Here is a 25,362-nt window from a genome sequence, read left to right as displayed (position 1 = left end):
AATAAAAATCTGTCCGGGGAATGCGAAAGAGACGCGATTTTGAGTAAGGTTGACACTCCAAGGAAAACCGGCGAGCCCCGTTGGCTCGGCCCAGCCTCACATGCACGCACCGCGCTGGTACCGTCCATTTCTGCGGCGCGCTGGCTTCTGGTTCTTATTGTCGCGGCTGGCATCTATTTCTTCTATGGTTTTCTTGTGCCGGTTCTGGCTGCACTGGTCATCGGTTTTGCGAGCTGGCCTGTCTACCGAGAGCTGTTGCGCCGGGTTGGCGGCAACAACACGGTTGGCGCAACCATCGCGCTGCTGCTGATCATCACCTTCCTCATCGTGCCGATCTTTATTGCCGCATCCTATACAGCCAGCGAAGTCCGCGAATGGTTCGGCTGGGCGGTTGAGGTCAACAAGACCGGAGCCCCCGTTCCGCAGTGGATTGCTGCGCTTCCCGGCGTGGGATCATGGATGAGTGAGCAATGGGTTCGCTATGTGGGTACGCCCGGCGCAATCGGCGAAGTCATTCAGCTGGTCAGTGGCGCGAATATCGGCAACATCTACCGCGCTATCGTTGCAGCGGGCAATGGTGCCTTCCACCTGATTCTCACTCTGTTGTTCATGTTGATTGCGCTGTTTTTTGTTTACCGCAACGGTGTGGGATTCGCGCGCCAGATCGATCTTGTGGGCGAACGCATTCTGCCGACCCGCTGGGAGAGAATTTCCCGCGTTGTTCCGGCAACCATCAGCTCCACCGTTACCGGCATGACCCTGATTGCCATCGGCGAGGGAATCATTCTGGGTATCGCCTACTGGATTGCTGGCGTCCCCTCGCCGGTCACGCTCGGCGTGCTGACCGGTGTCATGGCGCTCATTCCCGGCGGTGCACCGCTGTCCTTCACGCTCGTTTCGGTCTATCTGGTCGCCAGCGGCTCTGTCGGCGCGGGCATCGGGCTCTTTGCCTGGGGTTCGGTGGAACTCTTTATCGTTGACAAGACTATTCGCCCTCGCCTCGTCGGCGGCCCTATCAAGTTGCCGTTCCTGCCAACATTTTTCGGCCTTGTCGGCGGCGTGAAGACTATGGGCTTCCTTGGCCTGTTTATCGGCCCGGTCCTGATGGCCCTGCTGGTCGCCGTATGGCGCGAATGGGTTCGCGAAGTTGAACTTTCGGCTACGGAGAATGAAGTGCTGGAGACGGAGGTCGCAATTGACGAACCTCCGCCGCTGAGAAAGACGGCAATCTGACGCTACCGCCTTTGGAGAACCAGGTTTAAGCCTGCGCTATCAGCGTAACGGCGCTATAGAGACCGATTTCATCTGCCTGAAAGACAGCTGAGGCTTGGTCCTCGTCTTCGCCTTCACCTTCGACTTCTTCTTCATTTCCCTCTTCATCAGAGAGAATGCCAGCTTCTTCTTTCAGAGCCTTCGTCAACTTATCGTTGCTATCAGGATCGGCGGCGCTTGCAATAACATCGTCGACAGACACGTCAAGCTTGTCCAAACCAAGCTCTTTCTCCAGCGCCATAACGGCGGCCATTCCGCCTTCAATTTTCAACTTGCCCAGGGCCCGACGCATCGCATCGACAAACTCATCTCTAGAGGCATAGTCCTCCTGGTTTACACCAAGTGCCTTGCCAGTCCTGTCGATGAGATCGAGCTTCATCTCCGTCACACTGACACTATTCACACTGTATAAAGCGCCAGCAATCTTCGACTCCGCTTGCGAAGGCTGAGCTGTAACACCAATCGAAGATTTGGCACTGATTGAGGCGGCCGCCAGATTGGATGATGAGAGAGATATTTTCTGATCTGTAACTTGGTTGATATTTGTTTTTTGCAAAATCAGTAAAGCAGTTGAATTTGGATTTGAGACCAACGTCATTTCCGCACCCCAACTCGGCCGCCGTCGCTCATCAGCGGCAAGCCAAAGCGTTACCTTCACCTCATGCGAAATATAAACGTAGTTTTTCTACCATTGATGGTATTTATAGTCAACTCTTGGTAAACATCGCGTTTACCGGCCGACCTATATTTTCAGCTCCATGAACATGCTGAGAGGGTCCGGCTTGTAGGGTGGGAAGGGCTCGATATCCACGAAACCCGCCTTGCGATAGAGTCCGATGGCCTCCGGCTGGCTGATGCCGGTTTCCAGCCGAATCGCTTTCACGCCGTGCTGACGTCCAAGCTCTCCCAGTGCCTCAAGCATGAGCTTGCCGATCTTCATTCCGCGCGCCTGCGGGTCCACGAACAGTCGCTTGATTTCCGCAGTCCCATCACCCTTTTCCACAAGTGCACAACAGCCGACAATCTCGCCTTCGTTGCGGGCCACGAAGAACGAGACATTCGGCTGCTCCAAAGTTGCGATATCGACCAGATGGTTGCTTTCCGCGGGATAAAGCGATGCCGCGTAGGCATCGGACATCTCCAGAAGCCGGATTATTTCCGGCTGGCGTGGGCTTTCCAATGTGATGGACACAGGCATTTTCAGTTCCATTATTTTGTGGGAAGGCGCTCGTTCTGTCGCAATAAGACTGCAATTTCTCTAGATCATGCGCACAGATAAGACAATTTCTCTTCCAGGGGCAAAAGAGCGAAAATGAGAACTGCGCTTGTTTTGATGACCATTCTCGGCTGCGACGACAGCGCGACCGATTGCCAACATATTGCGACGCTGCAGCAGCGGTGGACCAGTATCGAACTATGCGATGCCGAATCGGAAAAGCAGCTCGTTAATTTCGCGAACGCCTCCTACCCGGTGGTGGTTGCGGTGTGCCAGACGCCCGATGCACCCGGAACCGAAACGGCCAACACCCAAGATCAGACGCCCGAAGCGCCAGCAACTCCGCCCGCACTTGCGCAGCAGGAAGAGCAGACACTGACGCAGAGCGCCATCACCCGCGTCCGCAGGATCCTGCCGTCAACCGAGGGCGTAAAGGAAGTGCTGGGCAAGCCCGTACGCATGGTGGAAGACAGCTATTCCTGGATCGCCCGACGTTTCTCGAAATAAGCTTTACGCAGCTTCTGCGACGAGATCACCCAACGAGCGGGCGCGTTGTCTTTGCTGATTGATCCGCAGTCTTTCAACCATATGCAGCAACTCCCGCGTCGTCGGATCAGTTTCGACACCGGAAAATTTGGCGAGCAGGTCCGACGACAGGTCAGCGATTGGATTGGAATATGGTGTGACGACGATATCGCGCCAGAGCACCGTTGCTTCCATGAAGATATCGAGGATCGGCCCGGTAAGACCAATCGACAGAAAGAGTGCCTTCAGCGCGTGGTGCCTTCCAGTCGACAAGATTGCACGGACCTGGCGGTCTGCAAGGCCTGACAGGTCGGAAACAGCCAGAGCAAAGAATTCCAGCTTGCCGGAACACAGAACATTCATCAGGAAAGCAGGCGTCAACTCACCACGGTCGCGCAGTTGCTCCACGAGGCAAGGCAGGCTTTCTGCCTCCACATCGTCTGCCAGCGCCACGGTTACCGCTTCCGATGCCTCGCGGATGACGCTGGTGGCACGCGCCTGCGTCATGGTGTGGCGCACAAGGTTTGACGCAGCCAGAGCAGCCCCGATGTGCCCAACGATCATATAGCGGACATCCACCGGCAAGTCCTCGCGGCGCAGCAAGAGGTCACGGATTTCGGCGTCAGCCGCATGTCTCTCTGCGATCCTGCGCAGGGCAAAAGGCGTCATGAAGGCGCTGCGATTTTCCAGAAGGACGGAAATCTCCAGTGCGTCGCCAATTTCTGCCATGGCGGCGCAGGCACCCGTTTCGAGCGCAGGGCGCGCGGCGATCATGGCGCGCGTAATCGTTGTGCCAGTCCCGATCAGATCTACAAGATCCGTTTCCCGCAAAACGGGGGAATGCACCAGCACGACGCAGGCAATTTCCGGCTGGTCCTGCGCAAGGGTAAAAAGAATCGGATGGGGCGCATCGGGCGAAAAGGCCAACTTTTCGGCCAGGGCCAGTCGAACCTTGGGTGACGGGTCATCCAGCAGAAATGTCATGGCGTCGTAAGCGCTCGCCTGCCGATCCGTTGGCAGCGAAGATTCCAGATATGCCTGAGCAAGCGCAGTAGCCGCCTTGGAGCGATCATTTGCTCCAGCCTTGGAAGCCCAACGAAGAAATGCTTGTACTATCAACCTACGCCCCAACACCAGACAGCACCGACGACCAGCAGCAGTCCGTCCCTCAGAAAGGTTTGCTGCCATCAGAGCTATAGAAGTAAGGGCAAATGGTTTACGTTTGGTTCACCATAAAATTTAACTGTTGCTAATGTCTCTTAGCGCGCACCGGGCCTCGTCAGCTGGAAGACCTCTGCGCCGCCATCGCAATAATCCCTGTAACCCATGCGCGCTATCGGACGGGCGATTGCCATATCGATCATCCCGTCCCTTATTACGGCCTCATCGATGTGAATGCCGACAACCTGGCCGAACACGACCCAGCTCTGCGCCTTCACCCCATCGACATCGACCGGCTGGATAATCTGCGTTACGCGGCATTCCAGCGCCGCATAGGCTTCCCCGACAAAGGGTGCGTCAACGAGCTCGCCGGGCTTTGGCGTCAGCCCGGAAAGCTCAAATTCGTTGACATCGTACGCAACAGGGGCGGACGAGGTATTCATTTGCTCAACCAGATGGCGGCTGACAAGATTTGCAGTGAAAACGCCACTTTCCTCGACATTGCGAACGCTATCCTTGTGGCCGCTGGAGGAAAACATCACCAATTTGGGTGCGTCCGACACGGCATTGAAGAAGGAATAGGGCGCGAGATTGAGCGTGCCATCCCTGCCCTTCGATCCAATCCAGCCGATCGGCCGCGGCGCGACGATCGCCTTGAAAGGATCGTGCGGCAGGCCGTGAAGATTTTTGTCAGTGGCGTAAAACATCAGCTTTCACCAATCCATGTCACGACATCCGCAAGTTCCGGACGCGGACGCTCGACTGCAGGAAACGTCGTGGAACCGATAAACATCAGACCCGCAACCTTTTCGCCAGGTTGGACGCCGAGTTCCGGCAGGAAGGCTTCGTCATAGGACACCCATTCCGTCAGCCAGTTTGCGGCAAAACCGTTGGCGTTGGCCGCAAACAACATATTGAGGCACACGGCACCGGCGGACATGACCTGTTCCCATTCCGGAATTTTGGCATGGGGGGCAGCCGTGCTGACCACTGCGATGACGACGGGCGCACGGGTAAAACGCGTGCGCTCCACCTCCTGATATTCGGGACCCAGGTCCGGTGTCTTTTCCAGCGCACGCTTCAGAGCCGCTTCACCCAAACGCTTGCGCTCCTCTCCGCGATAGACGATGAAGCGCCATGGAGCGATCTTGCCGTGGTCGGGGACGCGAACGGTCAGACGCAGTATTTCCTCGATTTCGCGACGATCCGGGCCCGGCTCCGTCAATTGCAAAGCGGGCGTCGAGCGCCGAACATTCAGATAATCGATGAGAGTGATATTGTCTTTCATGTCAGAACCGTTCCATTGTCGTACAACTGAAATTAAGGGCCTTGAAATCGCCACGGCATTGCGTTTGAAGTGGTCCCAGAAAAACAAGAAGTCAATCCGGTTGAGAGAAATGACGTCCATCAAAATTGCGACCGGCCTTTGCGTCGCGCTGGTTTCCAGCCTTGCGCTGCACAATGTCGCCTTCTCTCAAGACGCCTTCAAGGACTTCAAGCAATTGGGCGGCACGCCGAAGATGCCGAAGCTGAATGCCTTCAGCGCTCCAATTTCTCCGGCCCTGCAAGAAGACAAATCGCGCGATGTCGTGATGGAAGCAAAGCTGACCAACGACGGCGAGCCGATGATGGAAGGGCTGGCCTGGCGGGTGTTCAGCCCCATCCCCGGCCCTGACGGCAAGCTTCCCATGCTCGCGAGTTCGGAGGGCGGTTCGGCAGAATTTCACCTGTCGCCCGGCGATTACTTCGTCAACGTCTCCTTCGGACGCGCGGGCGTGACCAAGAAGGTCAGCGTGCCAACCAGCGGCAAGATCGACAAACAGGTTCTCATACTCGATGCAGGCGGCTTCGTGCTGAACGCGGTTGTTGGGACCGATAAGCGCATTTCGCCTAACCAGCTAAAATTCTCCGTCTATTCATCCGACACGCAGGAAGATGGCGAGCGGCGTCTGGTGATGTCCGACGTCAAACCCAATACCGTCATCCGCCTTAACGCCGGAACTTATCATGTCGTCTCGGAATATGGCGGCATCAATGCCGTTGTGCGCGCCGACATTCAGGTCGAAGCGGGCAAGCTGACGGAAGCTACACTCCAGCACCATGCTGCGCAGGTGACGCTGAAACTTGTTTCCGAACATGGCGGCGAAGCCATTGCCGATACCGCCTGGTCGGTCCTGACCGGCTCCGGCGACATCGTCAACGAAAGCGTCAGCGCCTTTTCCACCATGGTGCTTGCCGACGGCGAATACACCGCCATCGCCCGCAATAAGGAAAAGGTCTACCAGCGCAACTTCAGGGTGGCTGGTGGACAGGACTCGGATGTTGAAGTCCTGATGAAGGACCAGGCCCCGGACGAGACAACTGGCGATTTTGAATAGGCTTAGGTGAAAACGTCAGCAAATCAAAAGATGACGTGGATGCGTGACGCTCGAATAATCCGCGTGCCAATAGTGCGGGTCGTCGCATAGCGAAAACAGGGCGTCTTTCGACGCGTATCTGTCATCAAACCTATCCCGCATCGTGACATGGACAGACCCGTTGTCAGGATAGTCCTTACCGACATCGGCGATCTTGTTTCCGCGCTGGAGCTCGGCAGCGACTATGTTTCTTAGCGGGATGACCAGATCCGCCAGCAGTGACTGCATTCTCAGGAAATCTCTCTCATTCCTGATGTGGGAAAAGCTCTTCTCGGTGAACATCGAGTCCTGCTCTCATTTTTAAGACGCATGACATGAAAACGGCGCCCTTGAGCGCCGTTTCCTATCTTCTGCTTATGCCGCTTTGGCAGCCTTGGCAGCCCGCTTGCGCTTGACGTCCGGCGGTGTCGCTTCATCCACGAGGTTTGCAATCGCTTCGTCCAGCGTATAGGACGTCTGGGCCTGCGAGCCGAGGCGGCGGATGTTGACGGTGCGTTCTTCCGCTTCCTTTTTGCCGCAGACGATGATGACGGGCACCTTGCTGACGGAGTGCTCGCGGACCTTGTAATTGATCTTCTCGTTGCGGAAATCCGTATCGACGGTCAGACCTGCATCGCGCAGAGCTTCTGCGACTTCGCGGCCGTAATCATCCGCATCGGAGGTGATCGTGGCGACCACGACCTGCTGCGGCGCGAACCACAGCGGCATGTGACCGGCGAAGTTCTCGATGAGGATGCCGAGGAACCGCTCCATCGAGCCGCAGATGGCGCGGTGGATCATGACCGGCTGGCGCTTTTCCGAGGCCTGATCGATGTAGAAGGCACCGAAGCGTTCCGGCAGGTTGAAGTCAACCTGCGTGGTGCCGCACTGCCATTCGCGACCGATGGCGTCCTTCAGGGTGTATTCGAACTTCGGACCGTAGAACGCGCCCTCACCCGGCAGAATGTCCGTCTTGATGCGTCCGCCGGACTGCTCCTCGATGGATTTGAGAACATCCGTCATGACGCTTTCGGCGCGATCCCAGACCTCGTCGGAACCAACGCGCTTTTCAGGCCGTGTCGACAGCTTGACCACGATTTCTTCGAAGCCGAAGTCCTTGTAAACGGACAGGATGAGATCGTTGATACGCAGACACTCTGCTGCCATCTGCTCTTCCGTGCAGAAGACATGCGCATCGTCCTGCGTGAAACCGCGAACGCGCATCAGCCCGTGCAAGGCACCAGATGCTTCATAGCGGTGGACGTTTCCAAATTCCGCAAGGCGAACAGGGAGTTCACGGTAAGACTTCAAGCCATGCTTGAAGATCTGAACGTGGCCTGGGCAGTTCATGGGCTTCAGCGCAAAGATGCGGTTATCGGCTTCCTCATCCTTGGGATGGGTGAAGGCATAGGCCGATTTCACGGCGAACATGTTTTCCTGATACCAGCCCCAGTGGCCCGAAGTTTCCCACAGCGAAGCGTCCAGCACCTGCGGCGCGTTGACTTCCTGATAGGTGCCTTCGAGATTGCGGCGCATATAAGCCGTCAGGGTCTGGAACATGCGCCAGCCCTTGCCGTGCCAGAATACGACGCCCGGGCCTTCTTCCTGGAAATGGAACAGGTCCATTTCACGGCCCAGCTTCCGGTGATCGCGCTTTTCCGCTTCTGCCAGAATGTGGAGATACTGGTCCAGTTCTTCCTGCGTAGCCCAGGCAGTGCCGTAGATACGCGTCAGCATCGGGTTGTTGCTGTCCCCACGCCAATAGGCGCCGGCAACCTTCATCAGCTTGAAGGCGGTGCCGATCTGTCCTGTGTTGGCCATGTGTGGGCCACGGCAAAGGTCGAACCAGTCGCCCTGATAATAGATCTTGAGGTCCTGCCCCTCGGGAATCGCATCCACGAGTTCGACCTTATAGCTCTCACCCTTGGCCGCGAAGACTTCCCTGGCCTTCTCACGGCTCCAGATTTCCCGCGTGAACGGTTTGGAGCGGCCGATGATTTCCTTCATCTTCTTTTCGATCTTCGGCAGATCTTCCGGTGTGAAGGGCTCATTCTTGGCAAAGTCGTAGTAGAAGCCGTTCTCGATAACAGGGCCGATGGTGACCTGCGTGCCGGGCCACAGTTCCTGAACCGCTTCGGCCATCACGTGAGCGGCATCGTGGCGGATCAGTTCCAGAGCGCGCTTGTCGTCACGGGTGACGATCTCGATCTTGCCGTCGGCGATGGTATCGGAAAGGTCGCGCAAGGTGCCATCCAGCGCAATCGCGACGGCCTTCTTTGCAAGCGACTTGGAAATGGATTCGGCGACATCGCGACCGGTCGTGCCGACCGGGTACTGGCGAACGGAACCATCTGGGAATGTGAGGGAAACGGCTTCTGACATTGAAATCTCCTGTCCAGTCCCGCCAACGAATGCGGGTGGTGATGTTGACCGGCTACACCGGAAAGTGAACGCGCGGGTGATAAAGCGGAATGGCCATTGAGTAAAGAATTTTAAGACAGCACCGGCAACTGCCAGAACTCACCAGCCTCTGCGGGCAGTTTCGCAAGCGCGCGGCCAAAGACTTCCGGATCGAGGCTGCGGCGCAATGCCTCTCCGACGTCGCGAATGGCCGAATCGGTCGAGAGGTTGTGATTGTGGCGCCACGCGCGCACCTCTGCCATCATCTCGGCTTCGGTACCGAATTCTCGCTTTTCTTCATTCGTATCCCAATCGCTGACAAAAATTGCGCGAAGAACAGGCGGCAGAGCATTTGCAAAGGAGATAGCCTGCTGGACTGTCAACCGGCGGCGAAACACCTGAAAAACGGCTTGAAGCATGGTGTACGCCTGATGCGACGTTCGCAGCATCGAGACCTCTTTCAATTCCTCCATGAAGCGGTCGAAATCCACCGATGCCTGACGATATTCCATGGGCATGGGCATAGCGGTCACTCTCCCCTGTTGAATACCTTTCGCCCCTGCTTCCAATAGGACCAGGGGGCCCACCAGACACAGCTATCGTCCAGTCTTTCCGCAACCGGGTCAAGACCGCTGGTGCCGCCGGGCCCGCAACGCGCGACACGAAACAGCGTCAACCAGCCGCCGGCCCAGAAACCATGCCGCGCGATAGCCTCATAGCCATATTCAGAGCAAGTCGGAATGTGTCGGCAGGAATTGCCGATGAAGCCGGAAAATACCAACTGGTAGAAACGGATAAAACCCATTCCCAGCAGCCGACCCGGAGTCTTTGGAAAATGCCCTGACCAGTTACGGGATCGGCTGCCCTGCCCGCCTGTTGGTCCGTCGTGTTGGCAGTTCGGATCGCTGCACACAGGTCAAGCCGGAAGGCGCTGTTCAGCTTCGATCTGGTCCAGACAGTCACAGATCGCGTCGAAAGTCAGCATGGTTGAGGCGTGCCGCGCCTTGTAATCCTTGACCGGTTTCAAAACGCGCATGTCGAGGAACCGGCCATCCGGGCCCTCGCCGTCAGCAGTCAACATGGCCAGCATATCGCTGCGCGCCTGGCGCAGTTCTTCGCTGGTGGCACCGATCACATGGTGGGCCATGATGGACGACGAAGCCTGCCCAAGCGCGCAAGCCTTAACCTCGTGCGAGAAATCCGACACCCTGCCATCGCGAAGCTTGATATAAACCTTGACCTTGGAGCCGCAGAGTTTGGAATGTTTCTGCGCGCTGGCATCCGCATCCGGCATGGCTCCCGTCAGCGGAATGTTGCCCGCGAATTCCAGAATACGATTGTTGTAAATGTCTTCCATTGGCTCGTCCATTCGCGCAGCCTGCCGATCCGAAAGGCTGCATTGCATTTGGCGGGGGTTCTCTGCTTGATCACTTCATTATATGTTATGCGGCGGTGGCGTCATCAAGGTGGGTTCATTTTAATGGTTCAGATACCGAAAAAATGACGACAGGCTTGCCAAATTGCCCGAAAACAACCAGATAGCAGGCGCGGCATATTGAATTTTAGCCGTAACCCATGTTCAGGTGCGGCCTTGAACCGCATCGGGAGACCAAGAAATGGATGCAATCGTGAAGAATTTCCCCGGTGCTGGCACCCAGAACGGCGCCGCAAACCCTCGTCCAACGCAGGCGGAAGCTGAAGAGGCTGTACGCGTTTTGCTTCGCTGGGCGGGTGACAACCCGGACCGCGAAGGTCTGCTCGATACGCCAAAACGGGTCGCAAAATCTTACCGCGAGCTCTTCAGTGGATATGAACTCGACGCAAACGATGTTCTTGGAACCACATTCGAAGAAGTCGGCGGTTACGACGACATCATTCTGGTGCGCGACATCCCCTTCTATTCCCATTGCGAACATCACATGGTTCCAATCACTGGCAAGGCGCATGTCGCATATCTGCCAGCGGGCCGAGTCCTCGGTCTTTCCAAGATCGCGCGTGTCGTGGAAATCTACGGTCGTCGTCTGCAGACCCAGGAAACAATGACAGCGCAGATCGCTCAGGCTATCGACAGCAAGCTCAAGCCTCGCGGCGTGGCTGTCATGATCGACGCAGAGCATATGTGCATGTCCATGCGCGGTGTCCAGAAGCAGGGTTCCACCACCCTGACAACAAGCTTCTCCGGCACATTCAAGACCGAACCCGCCCAGCAGGCACGGTTCATGTCCATGGTCTACAATCGCTAAGATCAAGACCGGTCTCACAGGGCGGCGCTAGCCGCCCTTTTGCTTTGGCACACAATATATTCCCTTTCATACGAGAGGTCTCATGTCTTCGACATTCCCGCCCGCGCCTTCGGACAAGAAAGAGCTTGAGGCTTCCGGTCTCTTTACGCCAAAATTCGATGCCCACGGCCTTGTGACCGCAGTCGTCACCGACATCAAGGATGGCGAACTGTTAATGGTGGCGCATATGAATGCGCAGGCGCTGACGCTGACGCTCGAGACAGGGATTGCCCATTATTACAGCCGCTCGCGCGACAAGATCTGGAAGAAGGGTGAGACGTCCGGCAATCTCCAGACCGTTCAGGAAATACGCGTCGATTGCGATCAGGATGCCATCTGGCTCAAGGTTTCGGTTGCGGGCCATGACGCGACATGCCACACCGGTCGTCGCTCCTGCTTCTACCGCACGGTGTCGCTGCAAGACGGCAAAGCGGTAACGACCATTACCGACGACACGCGCCACTTCGACCCTGAAGAAACCTACCGCGGCCAGCCCGGCAAAGAGTAAACGGGACCGGCGATCTTTTCGGTTTTTTATCATTTTGCTACGAATATGACAGATGTCAGGAGGTCTGCGGACGTCCGTGATGTGCGCATGTCTGCGCAAGCTGGCAAGCGCCTTGTCGCTGTCCGCACGGTTATTGGGAGCAGAATATGTTGGGTTGGGGAATGAACCGCGAAAACGCGGCGGGCGCGACGTCCTCGGAGAAAGCCATCGATCAGGCGCCCTCCTCCATGCCCCCAATCGCATCCAACCGAATTGCACTTGCCCTCGGTGGCGGCGCGGCACGAGGATGGGCGCATATCGGCGTCTTGCGTGCTTTGGATGAGGCAGGTGTCAAGATCGGCATGATCGCGGGCACATCCATCGGTGCGCTTGTGGGCGGGTGCTATCTTGCAGGAAAGCTGGACGAACTCGAGGACTTTGCCCGCTCTCTGACCATGCGCCGCATAGCAGGGCTTCTCGATCTCACCATCGGCGGCGGTGGCCTTTTTGGCGGAATGCGTCTGACCAAGCGGATGCAGGAACATCTCGTTGGACTCAACATCGAAGATCTGGAGCATCCATTCATCGCGGTCGCCACCGAACTGAAAACCGGGCACGAAGTCTGGGTGCACCAGGGCGATCTCATTACCGCCCTTCGGTCTTCCTACGCGCTGCCCGGTATTTTTGAACCGGTCCGTTGCAATGGCCGCACGCTGATTGATGGCGCGCTGGTCAACCCGGTGCCGGTTTCCGTCTGCCGTGCCTATGAGCAGGCTTTGGTGGTGGCGGTAAACCTCAATTACGATATCTTTGGTCGTTCAGCCGTCGTCAAGCATGCTGCTGGCGCTGCGACGCCCTCACCAGAAGCCACTGGCAAACCGGCTGCGGATCCATCCTCAAGGGTCGGGCTTCCCGGCGTCATGGTGCAGGCATTCAACATCATTCAGGACCGCATTTCCCGCTCGCGTCTTGCCGGAGACCCGCCTGATCTGACCCTTCACCCCCGCATCAATCATATCGGCCTGTCCGAATTCCATCGGGCAGCTGAATCCATTGAACGCGGCTATGAAGAGGCCAGATCCAGAATTCCCGAACTGCAACGGATGCAGCAGGTCTTCCAGCCGACGTGACGCGATCGATCATCGGAAGCCCGCACCAGGCGCACTTCCGAGTGACGTACCAATGCGTCTTTTGGTTACCCGGTGATATAGGATTTGATGTGTTCGGCTTCCGCCTCGATCTCACCTATTCTTGCCTTCACCACGTCGCCAATCGATATGATGCCGACAAGGCGGCCATTGGCTTCAACCGGCAAATGGCGGAACCGGCCACCGGTCATAAGCTCCATGAGATCGTCCGTGCTTGATCCCTCGTGACAGCGGGTCACATTCCTTGTCATCACATCCGCAAGCTTGGCCTGCAGGGCGGCAGAGGACTGGGTTGCGATGGCTCTTACAAGATCGCGTTCTGTAAAGATGCCGAGAATGGCACCGTCCTGATCGGTCACGACAACCGCGCCAATGCGGTGCTCATGCAAGGTTGCGGCCGCATCTCCCACCGACATATCCGGCCCGACAGTCACGACGTCGCGGCCTTTCAGGTCGAGAAGTTCCTTCACAAAAATCGGCATGGTTCCTCCTGTCATTGTGTACGAGACCGTGCGTCGCGTCTCCTCCACAAACGCACGATCATACGACAGGGCAATGGTGCGCCAGCGTTACCGGGATTGCAATATGTTTCCCGGCAGCGTCCAGACTTCAATCGATTGAGTGGTTTTGCTGCCGGTCCGCGTGGCTTCTGGCACTGCGGTCAAACAGGGCGAAGAACAGGAACCCCAGCATGAAACCGAAGATGTGGGCGTCCCAGGCCACCTCTCCCCCCACGTCTCCAAACAGCGGTATGCCAACCGCGATGAGAACATTTCCCAGCAGCCACATGAGTGTGAAAATCAAAACGGTGCGGTTGGAAAGCGCCTGCAGGATGCTTTGCCGCGGCAGAAGGTGCCCGACTGATGGATGGTAACGACCGCCCCGTGCAGGAAAAGCAAACCGGCAGGCTGCGCCCATGAGGGCCGAAACAACGCCTGACGCGCCAATCAATACGGTCTCGTCGCCCCAGTGCAGCCAGGCATGGCCAAAGGCAGAAACGGCAGCGGATACGCACCACAGCAGAATGAAACGTAACGTCCCAATCCGACGCAGCACTGGCGCTCCGAACGCCATCAACCAGAGCCCGTTGAACAGGATGTGCTCGATACCGCCATGGAGAAATGAATAGGTTACGGGGGTCCACAGCCACTCCAGTCCTTGCTGTGAAAACGGGATGGCATAGCGCAGCGGTATGAAGCCGAAAGTGAAAAGGAAATAGCCATAGCTTTCGTCCGAAAGCAGATATGTCGCGATCAGATGGACGGCAACCATAATGGCGAGAATGGCAACGAGAGCTCCGGGAAGGTTGAATACCGGCGTTTTCGGTGGTGCGGCTGGCGATGTGTTTTCGCCGTGTCCCGGTATGTCGCCTTCGTCATGGGCCATGAGCCAGTATTCCTTCGCGTCGCAAGATCAATGTTTCCGCTGAGCAATATAGTAACGGACCCTTAAAAAGAAGCACCGTGCAAATGGACATTTCGACCCAATGTCACAGGACGACAACGTGCGCGAGCGACGCGTGGCACGGAAATCGCTTGTATGAGAGTGAACACCGAAGCCGGGTCGAAATCTGTATCAGAACGATACGGGTGCAGGACGACACACCATTTGCCCAGCAGCAGATTCAGCATTCGGAAACCACAGACGCAAACTGACGATGGCGTCTAGATAAAGCCGAGAGCCTTTCAAGGAGGCGATGCTATGAGGACGAAGAGCGGCAGGGAGATTTTCTCCTATTGGAATGATCGGCGCGGGAGTCGCACGGCACCAGCACGCGCCGATATCGATCCGTCGGCCATTCGTCACCTTCTTCCAGACCTTTTCGTTCTCACGCAAATGGACGACGGTTCGCTGGTCTTCCGCCTGACGGGTACGCGTCTTTATAATCTCTTCCATCGCGATCTGCGCGACAACGTTTTCAACGCGCTGTGGCAGGAGGATTCCGCCGGTTACGCCTGTCGCATCGCGCAAGGCGTAATGGAACGCGCACGACCTGTTCTATTCGAAATCCAGGCAGAAAACGCAACTGGGCAGGCATCGCAGGAGTTTGAGATGTTGCTCCTTCCCCTCGCAGCACAACCTGACTCGGCACCAAGACTGCTTGGAGCTTTGGTTTCGGATCAGCCTCTTCAGGATTTTGGACAGCCATTTGCCCCCTTGACCCTCCGGTCAAGCAGGCTGCTTGAAGTTCCCGTGACACACTCATTCTTCGTGCCGCCTATGAGTCTATGGACAAAAGGCCGCACCGTCCCATTATGGGAAAGAGGATGATTATGGGCGCTTTGTGCCGGAACGGGTTGTTAACTCGCCGCCTGTAAAGAGTAGGCATCATCACTCTTTATTGTACCGCCCATGTTCTCATCCCGATCAAACACCGTCGCCTTTGCCACTCGTCACGTGGAAGCGCCCACCGCAGAGGTTCTGCCCGTGCCGCTGACAGGCAGGCTGATGGTGCCTTCGCAGGACGAGTTTGATTGCGTCGCACATGATATGACCGCGGAAAAGGCTCGAATCTCGTGCTTCGTGCGCCCGGCAAATGGTGACCGCATCATCGCTTATCTACAGCACATTGGTCGCGTTGAAGGTATTGTAAAGTCACTTACACCAGACGGCTTTGTCATCGCTATCAGCGCTACCGAGCGCAAGCGTGAAAAACTGGCTGCACAGCTTGCCTGGATTGCCAAGCGCCACGCACTCGGACTGCCGGAAGATCGTCGCCATGACCGTCTGACACCGCGCAATCCTCGCGCGGACCTGATGCTGAGCGATGGAAACATTGCGCCATGTCGCATCATCGACCTTTCGCTTTCCGGCGCCGCTGTGGAAATCGACATACGCCCTGCGCTTGGAAGCAATGTGCGCCTTGGCAATATGGCCGGTCGCATTGTGCGCCACTTCATGGAAGGTGTGGCTATCGAGTTCGATGCCGTCCAATCGCGCGACGCCCTCATCGAGTTTCTCTGAACTTTTCAGCTTCGGAAAGAATACGAACACCGGCCGCGCCCACGCGCAGCCGGTTTTTTTATGATTCTAGCGACACTGAACGGCGCATAGAACGGCGCCACAGCCGTTTCCGAACGCTATAAAACCGTACCATTCTGGGAAACTCAAAAAATTTTAGAAAATCTGCATGAAAAATGCGGGAATTAGATCCACATTCCGACAACCAAAAGTCGATTTTTGCGCGGGATTTTCTTAGCAGCAACCGCACGACGTACATATTTCGATCGCAAGTATAGTAAAGCAACCCTAAAGAGGGGAAATATCTGCATCCGGAATGCATCCGCGTTAATAAATATTCTGATATTATTATTTTATATCAGTGACTTAATCAAAATCATCATCAAAAAAATGAAGGCAAAAGATAAAATGCCATTTAAATTTTATGAAAATACAAATCAAAACAAACTCAAATAAATCGAAGTTTTTCCTAAATTTAAGCTCGAATTCTAGCGCCGATGTTTTCTGACGCTAAAAATATTCATGGCAATATTCTCCTCACAACGGGGAGAAAAGAAGATGAAAAACATCAGCCGTTTTGGTTTTATGATTGCAGCAATGATCGCCGGTGCATTTGCGGGCCAAGCAGAAGCATCACCAGCAGCAGCAATGCGTGTCATGGGCAAAGCCAATCCGCCGATTGGTCATTATGAATTTTGCCAGACCTATCAGAGCGAATGCCAGGCGACATCCGGCGACAGAGGACCACTGCGTCTGACTGAAGAGACGTGGAAGACGATTCTCGATGTGAACTATACCGTTAACACCACGGTCACGCCGATGACAGACATGGAGATCTACGGCGTCGAGGAACGCTGGGCATATCCGACCACCGTTGGTGATTGTGAAGATTATGTTTTGCTGAAGCGCAAAATGCTCATGAACAAGGGTATTGCGCCCTCCGACCTGCTGATCACCGTGGTTCTGCAGCCTAACGGTTCCGGTCATGCGGTATTGACGGTGCGGACCGACCGCGGCGACTTCATTCTCGATAACCTGCGCAACAAGGTGATGGAGTGGTCGGAGACCGAATACACCTACCTCAAGCGCCAGGACAGCACGAACCCTGGTCGCTGGGTGAAGGTTCAGGATGGCCGTAACGTCAACGCGGTCGCAGGCATCAAGGGGTAAGGACAGCGGAGCGAAACGTTGTCAGCCCGTTGCAAGTTATGGCTGGTCAGGGCACCCCGTCCCGGATTGACCGTGCCAAAGGGCCGGTTTCGTTGCCCCGGAACCGGCCCTTTTTTTAGGGAACTACAATAGCCCGAGTTCCGCCAGTTCCCGTCTAAGATCGGCAGGCATGTCTTCGCCAACCGACTGTCCGCCAAGATCCCGGGGAGCTTCCTCTGCATTGAGATATCGCCACCCCTGAAAAGGACGCTTCGGTGCTGGCGAGGTCTCAATGACTTCCGGCCCCAGAACGAGATCGCAACGACTGATGCCATCCTCACCCTTGAACTGGCGGATATCGAGAAGCGTCTGCCGGGCCTGAACCTGCCCCTTGATGACCCAATAAAGAGAGCCGCCGTCGAGCAGTTCCTCGGTCCGCTTGGGAAACATGCGTGTTGTGTGAACGCTGTGCGGCTCCAGGCCGGCTGCAATCGCAGTCAGGCAACGGTGTGAGACCCACTCGCGCACATCCTCGATCGAATCCGCGCCGACGCAAAGCTTTATGAGATGAAGAGCCATGGCTCTATCAAGGCTGTTTTAGCACTTGCGTCAAGCGTTGGCAGGTTGTGCCTGTCAACACTCCACCACATTCACGGCCAGGCCGCCGGTCGATGTTTCCTTGTATTTCTCGTTCATGTCGTTGCCGGTCTGGCGCATGGTTTCAATGCAGGCATCGAGTGGCACGAAATGCTCTCCATCGCCCTTCAAAGCCAGTGACGCCGCCGTGACTGCCTTGACCGCACCGAGTGCATTCCGCTCGATACAGGGAACCTGCACCAGCCCGGCAATCGGGTCGCAGGTCATGCCAAGATGATGCTCGAGCGCAATTTCTGCTGCATTTTCAACCTGCGCCGGAGAGCCGCCCATGACAGCGGCAAGACCGGCTGCCGCCATGGCAGCGGCGGAGCCCACCTCACCCTGACAGCCGACTTCCGCGCCGGAGATGGATGCATTGTGCTTGATGATCCCGCCAATAGCGGCAGCGGTCAGCAGGAAATCCCTGATGTCGTCCACCGTCGCGTCTTCATGGAAATGGCGGAAATAGCGCACGGTGGCAGGCACCACGCCCGCAGCGCCATTGGTTGGAGCTGTCACGACGCGTCCTCCCGAGGCGTTCTCCTCATTGACGGCCATGGCGTAAACGCTCAGCCAGTCGTTGGCCAGCACCGGGTTGAGGCGATTGCTGCGCCATTCGGCGTTCAGCTTGTCATGGATGGAACGGGCGCGACGCTTGACCTTCAGGCCGCCGGGCATGATGCCTTCGCCTTTCAGGCCGCGTTCTATACAGCCGTTCATTGCGTCCCAGATCTGATCCAGTCGCTCGTCCAGCTCCTGTCGCGTCATGACAGTCTCTTCATTGGCGCGCTTCATCTGGGCAATGGTTCGCCCGGAACTGTTGGCCATTTCAAGCATCTGCCTCGCCGTCGCGAAGGGATAGGGAACCTTGGGTCCGTTATCCACAGTCTTGCCGCGCTGGCGCATTGCCTCAAGTTCTGTATCGGTAACGACAAATCCCCCGCCGACCGAATAGTAAATCCTCTTCAGCAGCATCCGGCCCTGAGTGTCATAGGCTGAAAACGTCATGCCATTGGCATGGCCCGGCAAAGGGTTCTTCTTATCGAAAACCAGATCTTCCGCCGGGCGGAAGGCATAGGTCGGGTGGCCTGCAGGCGTCACGCGGCCCCGCGTTTCGACTTCCAGCACAAGACGGTCCATTGCATCGGGATCGACAAGATCCGGACGCTCGCCGGTCAAGCCAAGAATGACGGCACGGCCGGACCCGTGACCAATGCCGGTAAAGGCGAGCGACCCGTGCAGGCTGACCTTGATGGCCGATACAGTCGCGCCCGCCGGTCGGGGCCACTCGTCAGACAATATCGTGTCAAGAAACCGGTTCGCCGCCGACATGGGTCCCATCGTATGCGAACTGGAAGGTCCGATACCGATCTTGAAAACGTCGAATACCGAAAGAAACATATGCGTCCTGCCCTATAAATAGACTTATTACGCCAGTTTATCTCAACCACCGCAATGCGCCACACCTAATATGGGCACGAGATAGGCAGGCTGCGACATCCAGCGGAAACGAAAACAGCACGGTTCCTGTAAGGAAACCGTGCTGCCATATCTAAAACTTTTAACGGAGATTGTTACGGGCTACCAAAAATGTAGGTCAAAGCGAGGAAAGCGGCAAAGCCTGCGAGTGCGCGTAGTGTGACAGCCCAGCAGGATTTCTGTGCAGTTTCTTCCATGATTACTCCAACGTGTTCACTCTCCAGACCGCTCTTCCGTCGGCCCAGTGGTGAACCATTTATTAAAATCTTGTGACGAACGCAAATGCAAAAAACGGCTAAAGCAAGGCGCATTCGGCGAGCTGCTATTCACTGGCTGCATAGGTTTAATAAAAAGCAATATCTTAGTGGATCACTTCGACACAGCCACGATGCCGCTCCGTCTCAATTTAGACCAAAGTGTAAATTCCGGTTGGAAACTGTTCATCATCAAAGCGGGAGATGTGTATAAGGCCGCGCATTTTTGGCCTTTTACACATTTGAGTTGTTCACAGTCTTGAAGACATGTTTGATCTGGATTATCGGGCAAAAACCAACAAGCAAAGCGGTGAGAAACATGCAGGCAAACGCGTCATCTTTTCCTGATCGCGATACGGTCGCAGCCAAGATCGCATCCATGAGTGCCGAGGATCAGTCCTGGCTGAAACTTCTTCTGGAAAATGCCCTTCAGGAAGAAAACCTGTTGGAAGGTCTTCATATTTTTCTCGATCAGCAATCGCAGGCCCGGTTTCTGAACTCATTGAAACTGGAAAAGTGCGGCGAGTGGTTTGGCGAGAACGCCCCTGCTCGGATGCAGATCCGTCTGCATGAAGTGTCTAAGAGCAGCCAACACGCTGCCTATACCGCATTTCGTGCGGGGCTTTCGAAATCCCGTGGGCTGGAAAAAGCCTATCCGAAGGCGCCTATCTGACGCTTTCTACAGTCAATCCGGAACGTTCTCGACAACCGCGATAATGGGCCCCATTGGGTGCCAGCTATCGCGGCGGTTGGCGGCGGGTATGTGGACGCTGGAAATACTGCCGTCCAGATAAAGTGCGTTCGCGGTCGCAAGCCGGTCGCGAAACAACGTTGCAAAATCGTAGAAACGCACTGGATTTTCCGAAATTGCGAAGTGCACGATGCCGTCGGCGGAAACGCCCACGCCGTTGCGCGTGTTCAGGCTGTCGCTCTGCGGCAAAAATCGTGGATGAAGTTGCCCTTCGATGACCAGCATCGGACCTGATTGCGTTGCGACATCAGGTTTGAGATTGGCGTTGAGATAAGCGCTTGTTTCCAGCACGCCTGCCCTGTCGCCTTCTATAAAGAAGACGCCGTTCGGCTGCATATGAAAATTGCCCCAGCCGCCGGAGGTGCTGATCGGCGTTTTTTCGACACCGTTTTCGATGTGCAGGCCAACCGGCGATAAATCTCGGTGGTACATTCCGGCATTCATGGCAAAGGTTACAAAGCTGTGCTGACGCCAGAGTGCGGAGGAGAGCGCCTCGAACGACCCATAAGGCTTTCCAGCGACGGCATCCCATTGATAGAGCCTTATCTTCGCTTTTGCTGGATCAAAGCTGCATACGGTGTAGCGGCCTCCCATATGATCGATTGACTGGCAGTCGCTGGGAAGTTGAGAGGCATTAGCCGCAGACGAAAGCAGCATTGGCAGCAGGTAGCGAAAGAATCTCTTGATCATGGCTCGCGGTGAAGGCTGGTGTGACGCGCCTTGCCTCCTAACCTGAGAAACAAAGCTGGAATACGGCGGCGCGGGCAAGGCGATGCGTTTCCTATGCCACTCCACTGACAATATCGTGACGCGCAAAAAAGCCGGCGAGAGCGTCGCCGGCTTTAAAGAAATTAGTGGGATAGAATTAGCGACGGGCAGCGCGGTCGACGGTGCGTCCAGCAGCCTGCGTGCCATCCACAGTGCCTGCAACGTCCTGGCCTACGCCGCGGATCGTATTGCCGCAGGAGCTAAGGGAAACAAGAGTAACGAAAACGGCTGCAATGGTTGCGAAGAAACGTGTCGACATGCGTGGAAACTCCCCTTGTGTCTGCGCACTCGCGGCAGACGATGATCTGGATTGCGCGCAGATAACGCACGAAATCGAGAGCGGTTCCGCAACGCTGTCAAAATAACACGCGTTGATTAGACCGGGAGCGCAACATCCCTGAACGCATTGCGGATGCTGTCTGCGACGGCCTGGACCGGACGCGTTGGATTATCCGCGAGAATGAGGCGGATATCGAAACAGCCAAGCTCCGGCAAACCATCCTTTTCGCTCAGAATCACCATGTCGTCTTGTACGTAGGAGCGCGGAAGCGGAGCGATAGCCAGATCTGCTTCGATAGCCGCCTTTTGCGCCATGGTGTGGGCACTTAGATATGCGACACGATAACGCCGGTTTTCCTTCTCAAGTGAGTTGATGGCCTCTGAGCGCCAGATGCATCCATCCTCCCAGATAGAGATGGGCAAAGGATCACGCAGATGCGCGGTGCCGCATCTGGCACCCGTCCAAACCAGTCGCTCCCGCATCAGAACCTCGCCCGTATCGCGCATCGGAAGCGACGCGCAGTTGACCAAGGCGAGGTCGAGCCTGTGTTCATCCATACGGCGATAAAGCTGCGAGCTGGCATCGATCGTCACATCCACCATAATGGCCGGAAAGGCTTCCGCAAAGCGTTTGAGAATGCCGGGCAATAGTCCCCGCTCCCCAATATCTTCCGGCGCGCCCAGCCGCACGACACCCGTAAGTTCAGGCATGACGAAGCGCGAAACGGCTTCGTTGGAAAGAGCGATCATGCGGCGCGCGTAGGTTAGCAGTGTCTCTCCATGCGCCGTCAGCGTGACGGACCGCGCATCGCGCAGGAAGAGCGTCGTCTTCAACTGCTCTTCCAGCTTCTTGATCTGCATTGACACCGCTGAAGGCGTTCTAAAGACGACCTCTGCAGCGGTAGAAAAATTCCCGGTTTCTGCAATCGCGACAAAGGTGCGCAAGATATCGTTGTCGAGAAGAGGCAGCGGCTGCCTGAAGGAAATTGTCATGGCGAATGCCTTCAATTTTTCTGATCAATACATCGATATCATTTCGTTTGATTGAATGTCAATAATGCTCGATCCTCTAAAGCCAGACAGAGAATGCGTCGAAGAAACCATCAAAATTCATCATGAATGACATCAAAACCATTCGATTGATTGATGCCCCACTCGAGCGCATATCTTGATTGTCAGAAAGCACAGATGCAGATGAAAGGAGTATCGAAATGACCGTTATCATAACCCATGGCAGACGCCCGAGGAGGGACCTGCTGCATACCGATAGGCTCGTCGGGCTCTGGAGAGCTGTCAATACAGCTTGGGCTCGCAGACAGACAATGCGTGCACTTGAAGCGCTTCCGCCAGAAACATTGAAGGATATTGGATGGCCGACAACGGACAAGAAAGCAACGCGTATTGTTCGCTGAAAAACACGACGAAACGCCTTAAATAGAAAGCCCGCCAGATATGTCATGGCGGGCTTTTTCTTGCGCTGCGGAACCAATGACCGGCCACCACATTTCCCCCTGCCCCAATCAAGCACGAGGATATCAATGGCCCAGTTCGGTTCCACAATTTTACCCGGCGACTTTACCCGCCTTGGCGCCAATTTCGATGGTGACGGCGTCAATTTTGCAATCTTCAGCGCCCATGCCGAACGTATTGAACTGTGCCTCTTCGATGAGAGCGGAAAAACCGAAATCGAACGCATTACCCTGCCTGAATTCACCAATGAAATCTGGCACGGCTATATTCCCGGTCTGAAGCCCGGCGCGCTCTACGGTTACCGTGTACATGGGCCCTACGATCCCGAAAACGGCCACCGCTTTAACCCGAACAAGCTGCTTGTTGACCCTTATGCGCGCGAACTCGTCGGTGATATCGATTGGGGTACGGAGCAATTTGGCTACAAGCTGGACGCCGAAGAAAAAGATCTCTCCTTTGATGAGAGTGACAGCGCCGCCAAGATGCCGAAATGCCGTGTGGTTGATCCCTCCGCCTATGATTGGGCGGGAGATAGCAAGCCGAACGTCCCGTGGTCCAAGACGATCTTTTACGAGACCCACGTCAAGGGTTTCACGCAGCTGCATCCGAAGATTTCCGAACAGCTTCGCGGTACCTATGAGGGTTTGGGCGACAAGGAAATTGTGGACTATATCAAAAGCCTCGGCGTCACCTCCGTAGAACTTTTGCCCATTCACTACTTCCCGGATGATTCCCATCTTCTGGAGAAGGGTCTTAAGAACTTCTGGGGCTACAATTCACTGGCATTTTTTGCCCCCGCGTCGCGCTACTACGGGCCAAAGGGCATGGCAGGCTTTCGCGACATGGTCCGGGCATTCCATGATGGCGGCATCGAGGTAATCCTGGACGTTGTGTATAACCACACAGCGGAAGGTAACGAGATGGGCCCGACCCTTTCCTTCAAAGGCATCGACAACTTCTCCTATTACCGCACGATGCCAGACCAGCCGCGTTACTACATTAATGACACCGGCACGGGAAACACGGTAAACACATCACATCCGCGCGTCCTGCAGCTCGTAACCGACTCGTTGCGGTACTGGGCTGATGACATGCATATCGATGGTTTCCGCTTCGATCTGGGCACGATCCTTGGACGTGAGCCGGAAGGCTTCGACCAGCGTGGCGGTTTCTTCGACGCGGTTGGGCAGGATCCTGTGCTGTCCAGGCTGAAGCTGGTCGGAGAGCCCTGGGATATCGGTCCGGGTGGCTATCAGGTTGGCGGCTTTCCACCGGGCTGGGCGGAGTGGAACGACAAGTATCGCGATACTGTCCGCGAATACTGGAAGGACGAAGATGGCACAGCGGGCGACTTCGCAGCTCGTGTGCTCGGCTCAGGCGATGTCTACGACCTGCGTGGCCGCAGGCCTTGGTCCAGCGTCAACTTCATCACCGCGCATGACGGCTTCACCCTGAACGACCTCGTTTCCTATAACGAGAAGCACAATGATGCGAACGGGGAAGACAACAACGACGGTCATAACGACAACCGCAGTTTCAATTACGGTGTCGAAGGCCCGACCGATGATGAAAACATCACCGCGGTGCGTGACCGCCAGAAGCGAAACTTCCTTGCCACCCTCCTGCTTTCCCATGGAACGCCGATGCTTCTGGCGGGCGATGAGTTCGGTCGCAGCCAGATGGGCAACAATAACGGCTATTGCCAGGACAGCGAGTTGAGCTGGGTCCATTGGGAAAATCTCCCAACAAGCGCGGAAGCCCTGCGCAGCTTTACGGCAAGGCTTATCGAACTGCGCCAGACGCATTCAATCCTGCGTCGAGACAGCTGGAGAGACGGCACCCATGCCACATGGCTTAATCCCGGCGGTGGCGAGCAGACGCGGGAGCAGTGGGAAGACCTCGGCAGCACCACGCTCGGTCTGCGACTGACCAGCGGCGGCCAAATGGGTGACGACGCTACGGAAGAATGGAAGGACGTATTGATCCTGTTCAACCCGCATGACGGTGCCGTGGAATTCAAGCTGCCGGATGCAGATCATGGCTGGGCGATCGAGCTAACGACCGCTGATCCTGACGCGCCCTCGAACAACATCGCCAACGGCGAAATCTACACGGCCGAAGGCCGCAGCCTGGTACTGCTTCGCGCAGCATAAGTTCTGGGTCAGACGAATAAGAAACGCCGGAGGAAACTCCGGCGTTTTGCTTTGACTACTGAAGGGATTGAGTGCCAGCCAGACGAATACCCCGTTTTTTCCGCACCTGTTCTTTGGACGCAATGGCGGCCTTAAGCGCGAAGAAAATGTCGTCGAAATGGTAGGGCTTGCTGAAAAAGCGTGCGTCGCTTGGCAACTCCAGAGCATCCGGCGCATGACCGCCAGATGTTACGATCACGGAAATATGCTCCTGGCAGTTGTTCAGCATCTTTACCAGATCCAGCCCGGAAAGGCCGCCCGGCATATCGATATCGGTAATGACCGCCGATATCTGAGGCACCTTACCGATCACGGCGACAGCCTCAAGAACGTTGGACGCTTCAAGCACGGTATATCCCGCCTCTTCGAGCGCATCCGCAAGGGTAAATCTCAGAATCGGTTCGTCGTCTACGACCAGTACGGTCAGGCCAACTTCATGCATACGCAATACTCCGCTCGAAGGCACCTGGCAGGAACGGCAATGCCATTCTTGGGCAACCCGATGCTGAAACAAAAGATGAAGCGGCGGTCTGTGA

The 25,362-nt window shown here is 56.0% G+C and carries 29 protein-coding genes and 1 pseudogene; 12 read left to right on the top strand and 18 right to left on the bottom strand.

What is annotated here, in order from left to right; genetic code table 11:
• Positions 1-39 precede the first annotated feature (39 nt).
• Positions 40-1,233: an AI-2E family transporter gene (locus tag ASF69_RS10190; RefSeq protein WP_062587128.1), complete on the top strand. Its 1,194-nt coding sequence runs from the start codon at positions 40-42 to the stop codon at positions 1,231-1,233.
• A 25-nt stretch (positions 1,234-1,258) separates the two neighbouring features.
• Here ASF69_RS10190 and ASF69_RS23075 read toward each other — a convergent pair whose 3' ends face one another.
• Both ASF69_RS23075 and ASF69_RS10180 read right to left on the bottom strand, forming a co-directional pair.
• Positions 1,259-1,870, bottom strand: a complete 612-nt coding sequence (locus tag ASF69_RS23075; protein ID WP_156462019.1) for a hypothetical protein — start codon at positions 1,868-1,870, stop codon at positions 1,259-1,261.
• 144 nt (positions 1,871-2,014) lie between these two features.
• Positions 2,015-2,470, bottom strand: a complete 456-nt coding sequence (locus ASF69_RS10180; RefSeq protein WP_062587286.1) for a GNAT family N-acetyltransferase — start codon at positions 2,468-2,470, stop codon at positions 2,015-2,017.
• Positions 2,471-2,584: 114 nt separating this feature from the next.
• On the opposite strand from ASF69_RS10180, the gene ASF69_RS10175 reads away from it, so the two are divergent.
• On the top strand, positions 2,585-2,995 hold the full coding sequence (locus ASF69_RS10175) for a hypothetical protein (RefSeq protein WP_062587126.1): 411 nt from the start codon (positions 2,585-2,587) through the stop codon (positions 2,993-2,995).
• A 3-nt stretch (positions 2,996-2,998) separates the two neighbouring features.
• Here ASF69_RS10175 and ASF69_RS10170 read toward each other — a convergent pair whose 3' ends face one another.
• From ASF69_RS10170 to ASF69_RS10160, 3 genes are all read right to left on the bottom strand, one after another.
• On the bottom strand, positions 2,999-4,132 hold the full coding sequence (locus ASF69_RS10170; RefSeq protein ID WP_244475435.1) for a DUF2336 domain-containing protein: 1,134 nt from the start codon (positions 4,130-4,132) through the stop codon (positions 2,999-3,001).
• 140 nt (positions 4,133-4,272) lie between these two features.
• On the bottom strand, positions 4,273-4,881 hold the full coding sequence (locus ASF69_RS10165; RefSeq protein ID WP_062587125.1) for a flavin reductase family protein: 609 nt from the start codon (positions 4,879-4,881) through the stop codon (positions 4,273-4,275).
• Positions 4,881-5,462 carry a nitroreductase gene (locus ASF69_RS10160; RefSeq protein ID WP_062587124.1) on the bottom strand — a complete coding sequence of 194 codons (582 nt, stop codon included), beginning with the start codon at positions 5,460-5,462 and terminating at the stop codon, positions 4,881-4,883. Before ASF69_RS10160 ends, ASF69_RS10165 begins: the two co-directional genes overlap by 1 nt.
• Positions 5,463-5,571: 109 nt before the next feature.
• On the opposite strand from ASF69_RS10160, the gene ASF69_RS10155 reads away from it, so the two are divergent.
• Complete coding sequence (locus ASF69_RS10155; RefSeq protein WP_062587284.1) at positions 5,572-6,552, top strand: hypothetical protein; 981 nt, start codon at positions 5,572-5,574, stop codon at positions 6,550-6,552.
• A gap of 15 nt (positions 6,553-6,567) precedes the next feature.
• On the opposite strand, the gene ASF69_RS10150 is transcribed toward ASF69_RS10155, so the two are convergent.
• The 5 genes from ASF69_RS10150 to ASF69_RS10130 form a co-directional block, all read right to left on the bottom strand.
• Positions 6,568-6,873, bottom strand: a complete 306-nt coding sequence (locus tag ASF69_RS10150; protein WP_062587123.1) for a hypothetical protein — start codon at positions 6,871-6,873, stop codon at positions 6,568-6,570.
• A 72-nt stretch (positions 6,874-6,945) separates the two neighbouring features.
• On the bottom strand, positions 6,946-8,952 hold the full coding sequence (gene thrS / locus ASF69_RS10145) for a threonine--tRNA ligase (RefSeq protein WP_062587122.1): 2,007 nt from the start codon (positions 8,950-8,952) through the stop codon (positions 6,946-6,948).
• A gap of 110 nt (positions 8,953-9,062) precedes the next feature.
• Complete coding sequence (locus ASF69_RS10140) at positions 9,063-9,494, bottom strand: DUF2267 domain-containing protein (RefSeq protein ID WP_062587121.1); 432 nt, start codon at positions 9,492-9,494, stop codon at positions 9,063-9,065.
• A 5-nt stretch (positions 9,495-9,499) separates the two neighbouring features.
• Complete coding sequence (gene yidD / locus ASF69_RS10135) at positions 9,500-9,883, bottom strand: membrane protein insertion efficiency factor YidD (RefSeq protein ID WP_062587120.1); 384 nt, start codon at positions 9,881-9,883, stop codon at positions 9,500-9,502.
• Positions 9,884-9,886: 3 nt separating this feature from the next.
• Positions 9,887-10,327, bottom strand: a complete 441-nt coding sequence (locus ASF69_RS10130; protein ID WP_062587283.1) for an iron-sulfur cluster assembly scaffold protein — start codon at positions 10,325-10,327, stop codon at positions 9,887-9,889.
• Positions 10,328-10,586: 259 nt separating this feature from the next.
• On the opposite strand from ASF69_RS10130, the gene folE reads away from it, so the two are divergent.
• The 3 genes from folE (at position 10,587) to ASF69_RS10115 (ending at position 12,869) form a co-directional block, all read left to right on the top strand.
• The gene (gene folE / locus ASF69_RS10125; protein ID WP_062587119.1) at positions 10,587-11,213 is read left to right on the top strand and encodes a GTP cyclohydrolase I FolE; all 627 of its coding nucleotides are present in this window, start codon (positions 10,587-10,589) and stop codon (positions 11,211-11,213) included.
• Positions 11,214-11,295: 82 nt separating this feature from the next.
• On the top strand, positions 11,296-11,760 hold the full coding sequence (gene hisI, locus ASF69_RS10120; RefSeq protein WP_062587118.1) for a phosphoribosyl-AMP cyclohydrolase: 465 nt from the start codon (positions 11,296-11,298) through the stop codon (positions 11,758-11,760).
• 146 nt (positions 11,761-11,906) lie between these two features.
• Positions 11,907-12,869, top strand: coding sequence for a patatin-like phospholipase family protein (locus ASF69_RS10115; RefSeq protein WP_062587117.1), 963 nt, complete (start codon positions 11,907-11,909; stop codon positions 12,867-12,869).
• A gap of 65 nt (positions 12,870-12,934) precedes the next feature.
• Here ASF69_RS10115 and ASF69_RS10110 read toward each other — a convergent pair whose 3' ends face one another.
• Together ASF69_RS10110 and ASF69_RS10105 are read right to left on the bottom strand one after the other, a co-directional pair.
• Positions 12,935-13,369 (bottom strand): CBS domain-containing protein, encoded by a 435-nt coding sequence (locus ASF69_RS10110; protein WP_062587116.1) that lies wholly within the window; start codon positions 13,367-13,369, stop codon positions 12,935-12,937.
• Between the two features lie 127 nt (positions 13,370-13,496).
• The gene (locus ASF69_RS10105; protein ID WP_062587115.1) at positions 13,497-14,273 is read right to left on the bottom strand and encodes a rhomboid family intramembrane serine protease; all 777 of its coding nucleotides are present in this window, start codon (positions 14,271-14,273) and stop codon (positions 13,497-13,499) included.
• A gap of 315 nt (positions 14,274-14,588) precedes the next feature.
• Between ASF69_RS10105 and ASF69_RS10100 the strand changes: the two genes are divergently transcribed.
• The 3 genes from ASF69_RS10100 to ASF69_RS10085 all read left to right on the top strand — a co-directional run bounded on the left by ASF69_RS10100 (position 14,589) and on the right by ASF69_RS10085 (position 17,018).
• A complete protein-coding gene (locus ASF69_RS10100) occupies positions 14,589-15,158 on the top strand; it encodes a PAS domain-containing protein (RefSeq protein ID WP_062587114.1) in 570 nt (189 codons plus the stop codon).
• A gap of 81 nt (positions 15,159-15,239) precedes the next feature.
• On the top strand, positions 15,240-15,851 hold the full coding sequence (locus tag ASF69_RS10095; protein WP_062587113.1) for a PilZ domain-containing protein: 612 nt from the start codon (positions 15,240-15,242) through the stop codon (positions 15,849-15,851).
• A 555-nt stretch (positions 15,852-16,406) separates the two neighbouring features.
• Positions 16,407-17,018, top strand: coding sequence for a transglutaminase-like cysteine peptidase (locus tag ASF69_RS10085; protein WP_062587111.1), 612 nt, complete (start codon positions 16,407-16,409; stop codon positions 17,016-17,018).
• Between the two features lie 123 nt (positions 17,019-17,141).
• Here the strand turns inward: ASF69_RS10085 and ASF69_RS10080 are convergent, their stop codons facing one another.
• Both ASF69_RS10080 and ASF69_RS10075 read right to left on the bottom strand, forming a co-directional pair.
• Complete coding sequence (locus tag ASF69_RS10080) at positions 17,142-17,576, bottom strand: DUF1489 family protein (protein WP_062587110.1); 435 nt, start codon at positions 17,574-17,576, stop codon at positions 17,142-17,144.
• A 54-nt stretch (positions 17,577-17,630) separates the two neighbouring features.
• Positions 17,631-19,034 carry an L-serine ammonia-lyase gene (locus tag ASF69_RS10075; protein ID WP_062587109.1) on the bottom strand — a complete coding sequence of 468 codons (1,404 nt, stop codon included), beginning with the start codon at positions 19,032-19,034 and terminating at the stop codon, positions 17,631-17,633.
• 651 nt (positions 19,035-19,685) lie between these two features.
• Here ASF69_RS10075 and ASF69_RS10070 point away from each other — a divergent pair.
• Positions 19,686-20,039 (top strand): hypothetical protein, encoded by a 354-nt coding sequence (locus tag ASF69_RS10070; RefSeq protein ID WP_062587108.1) that lies wholly within the window; start codon positions 19,686-19,688, stop codon positions 20,037-20,039.
• Positions 20,040-20,051: 12 nt separating this feature from the next.
• Here the strand turns inward: ASF69_RS10070 and ASF69_RS10065 are convergent, their stop codons facing one another.
• From ASF69_RS10065 to ASF69_RS10055, 3 genes are all read right to left on the bottom strand, one after another.
• Positions 20,052-20,774 (bottom strand): phosphodiester glycosidase family protein, encoded by a 723-nt coding sequence (locus ASF69_RS10065; RefSeq protein ID WP_244475445.1) that lies wholly within the window; start codon positions 20,772-20,774, stop codon positions 20,052-20,054.
• Positions 20,775-20,982: 208 nt separating this feature from the next.
• A complete protein-coding gene (locus ASF69_RS10060) occupies positions 20,983-21,144 on the bottom strand; it encodes a hypothetical protein (protein ID WP_062587106.1) in 162 nt (53 codons plus the stop codon).
• A gap of 116 nt (positions 21,145-21,260) precedes the next feature.
• Positions 21,261-22,157 carry a LysR family transcriptional regulator gene (locus tag ASF69_RS10055; protein ID WP_062587282.1) on the bottom strand — a complete coding sequence of 299 codons (897 nt, stop codon included), beginning with the start codon at positions 22,155-22,157 and terminating at the stop codon, positions 21,261-21,263.
• 296 nt (positions 22,158-22,453) lie between these two features.
• Here ASF69_RS10055 and ASF69_RS23585 point away from each other — a divergent pair.
• Positions 22,454-22,576: pseudogene (locus tag ASF69_RS23585) on the top strand (DUF1127 domain-containing protein); the annotation flags it as partial.
• 126 nt (positions 22,577-22,702) lie between these two features.
• On the top strand, positions 22,703-24,787 hold the full coding sequence (glgX, locus tag ASF69_RS10045) for a glycogen debranching protein GlgX (RefSeq protein WP_062587104.1): 2,085 nt from the start codon (positions 22,703-22,705) through the stop codon (positions 24,785-24,787).
• A 55-nt stretch (positions 24,788-24,842) separates the two neighbouring features.
• On the opposite strand, the gene ASF69_RS10040 is transcribed toward glgX, so the two are convergent.
• On the bottom strand, positions 24,843-25,268 hold the full coding sequence (locus tag ASF69_RS10040) for a response regulator (protein ID WP_062587103.1): 426 nt from the start codon (positions 25,266-25,268) through the stop codon (positions 24,843-24,845).
• Positions 25,269-25,362 lie beyond the last annotated feature (94 nt).

This window comes from Rhizobium sp. Leaf311 (assembly GCF_001423445.1).
Lineage (GTDB): Bacteria > Pseudomonadota > Alphaproteobacteria > Rhizobiales > Rhizobiaceae > Agrobacterium.
Note: the sequence above shows the minus strand (reverse complement) of the source record. Positions and strands in the feature narration are given on the sequence as shown.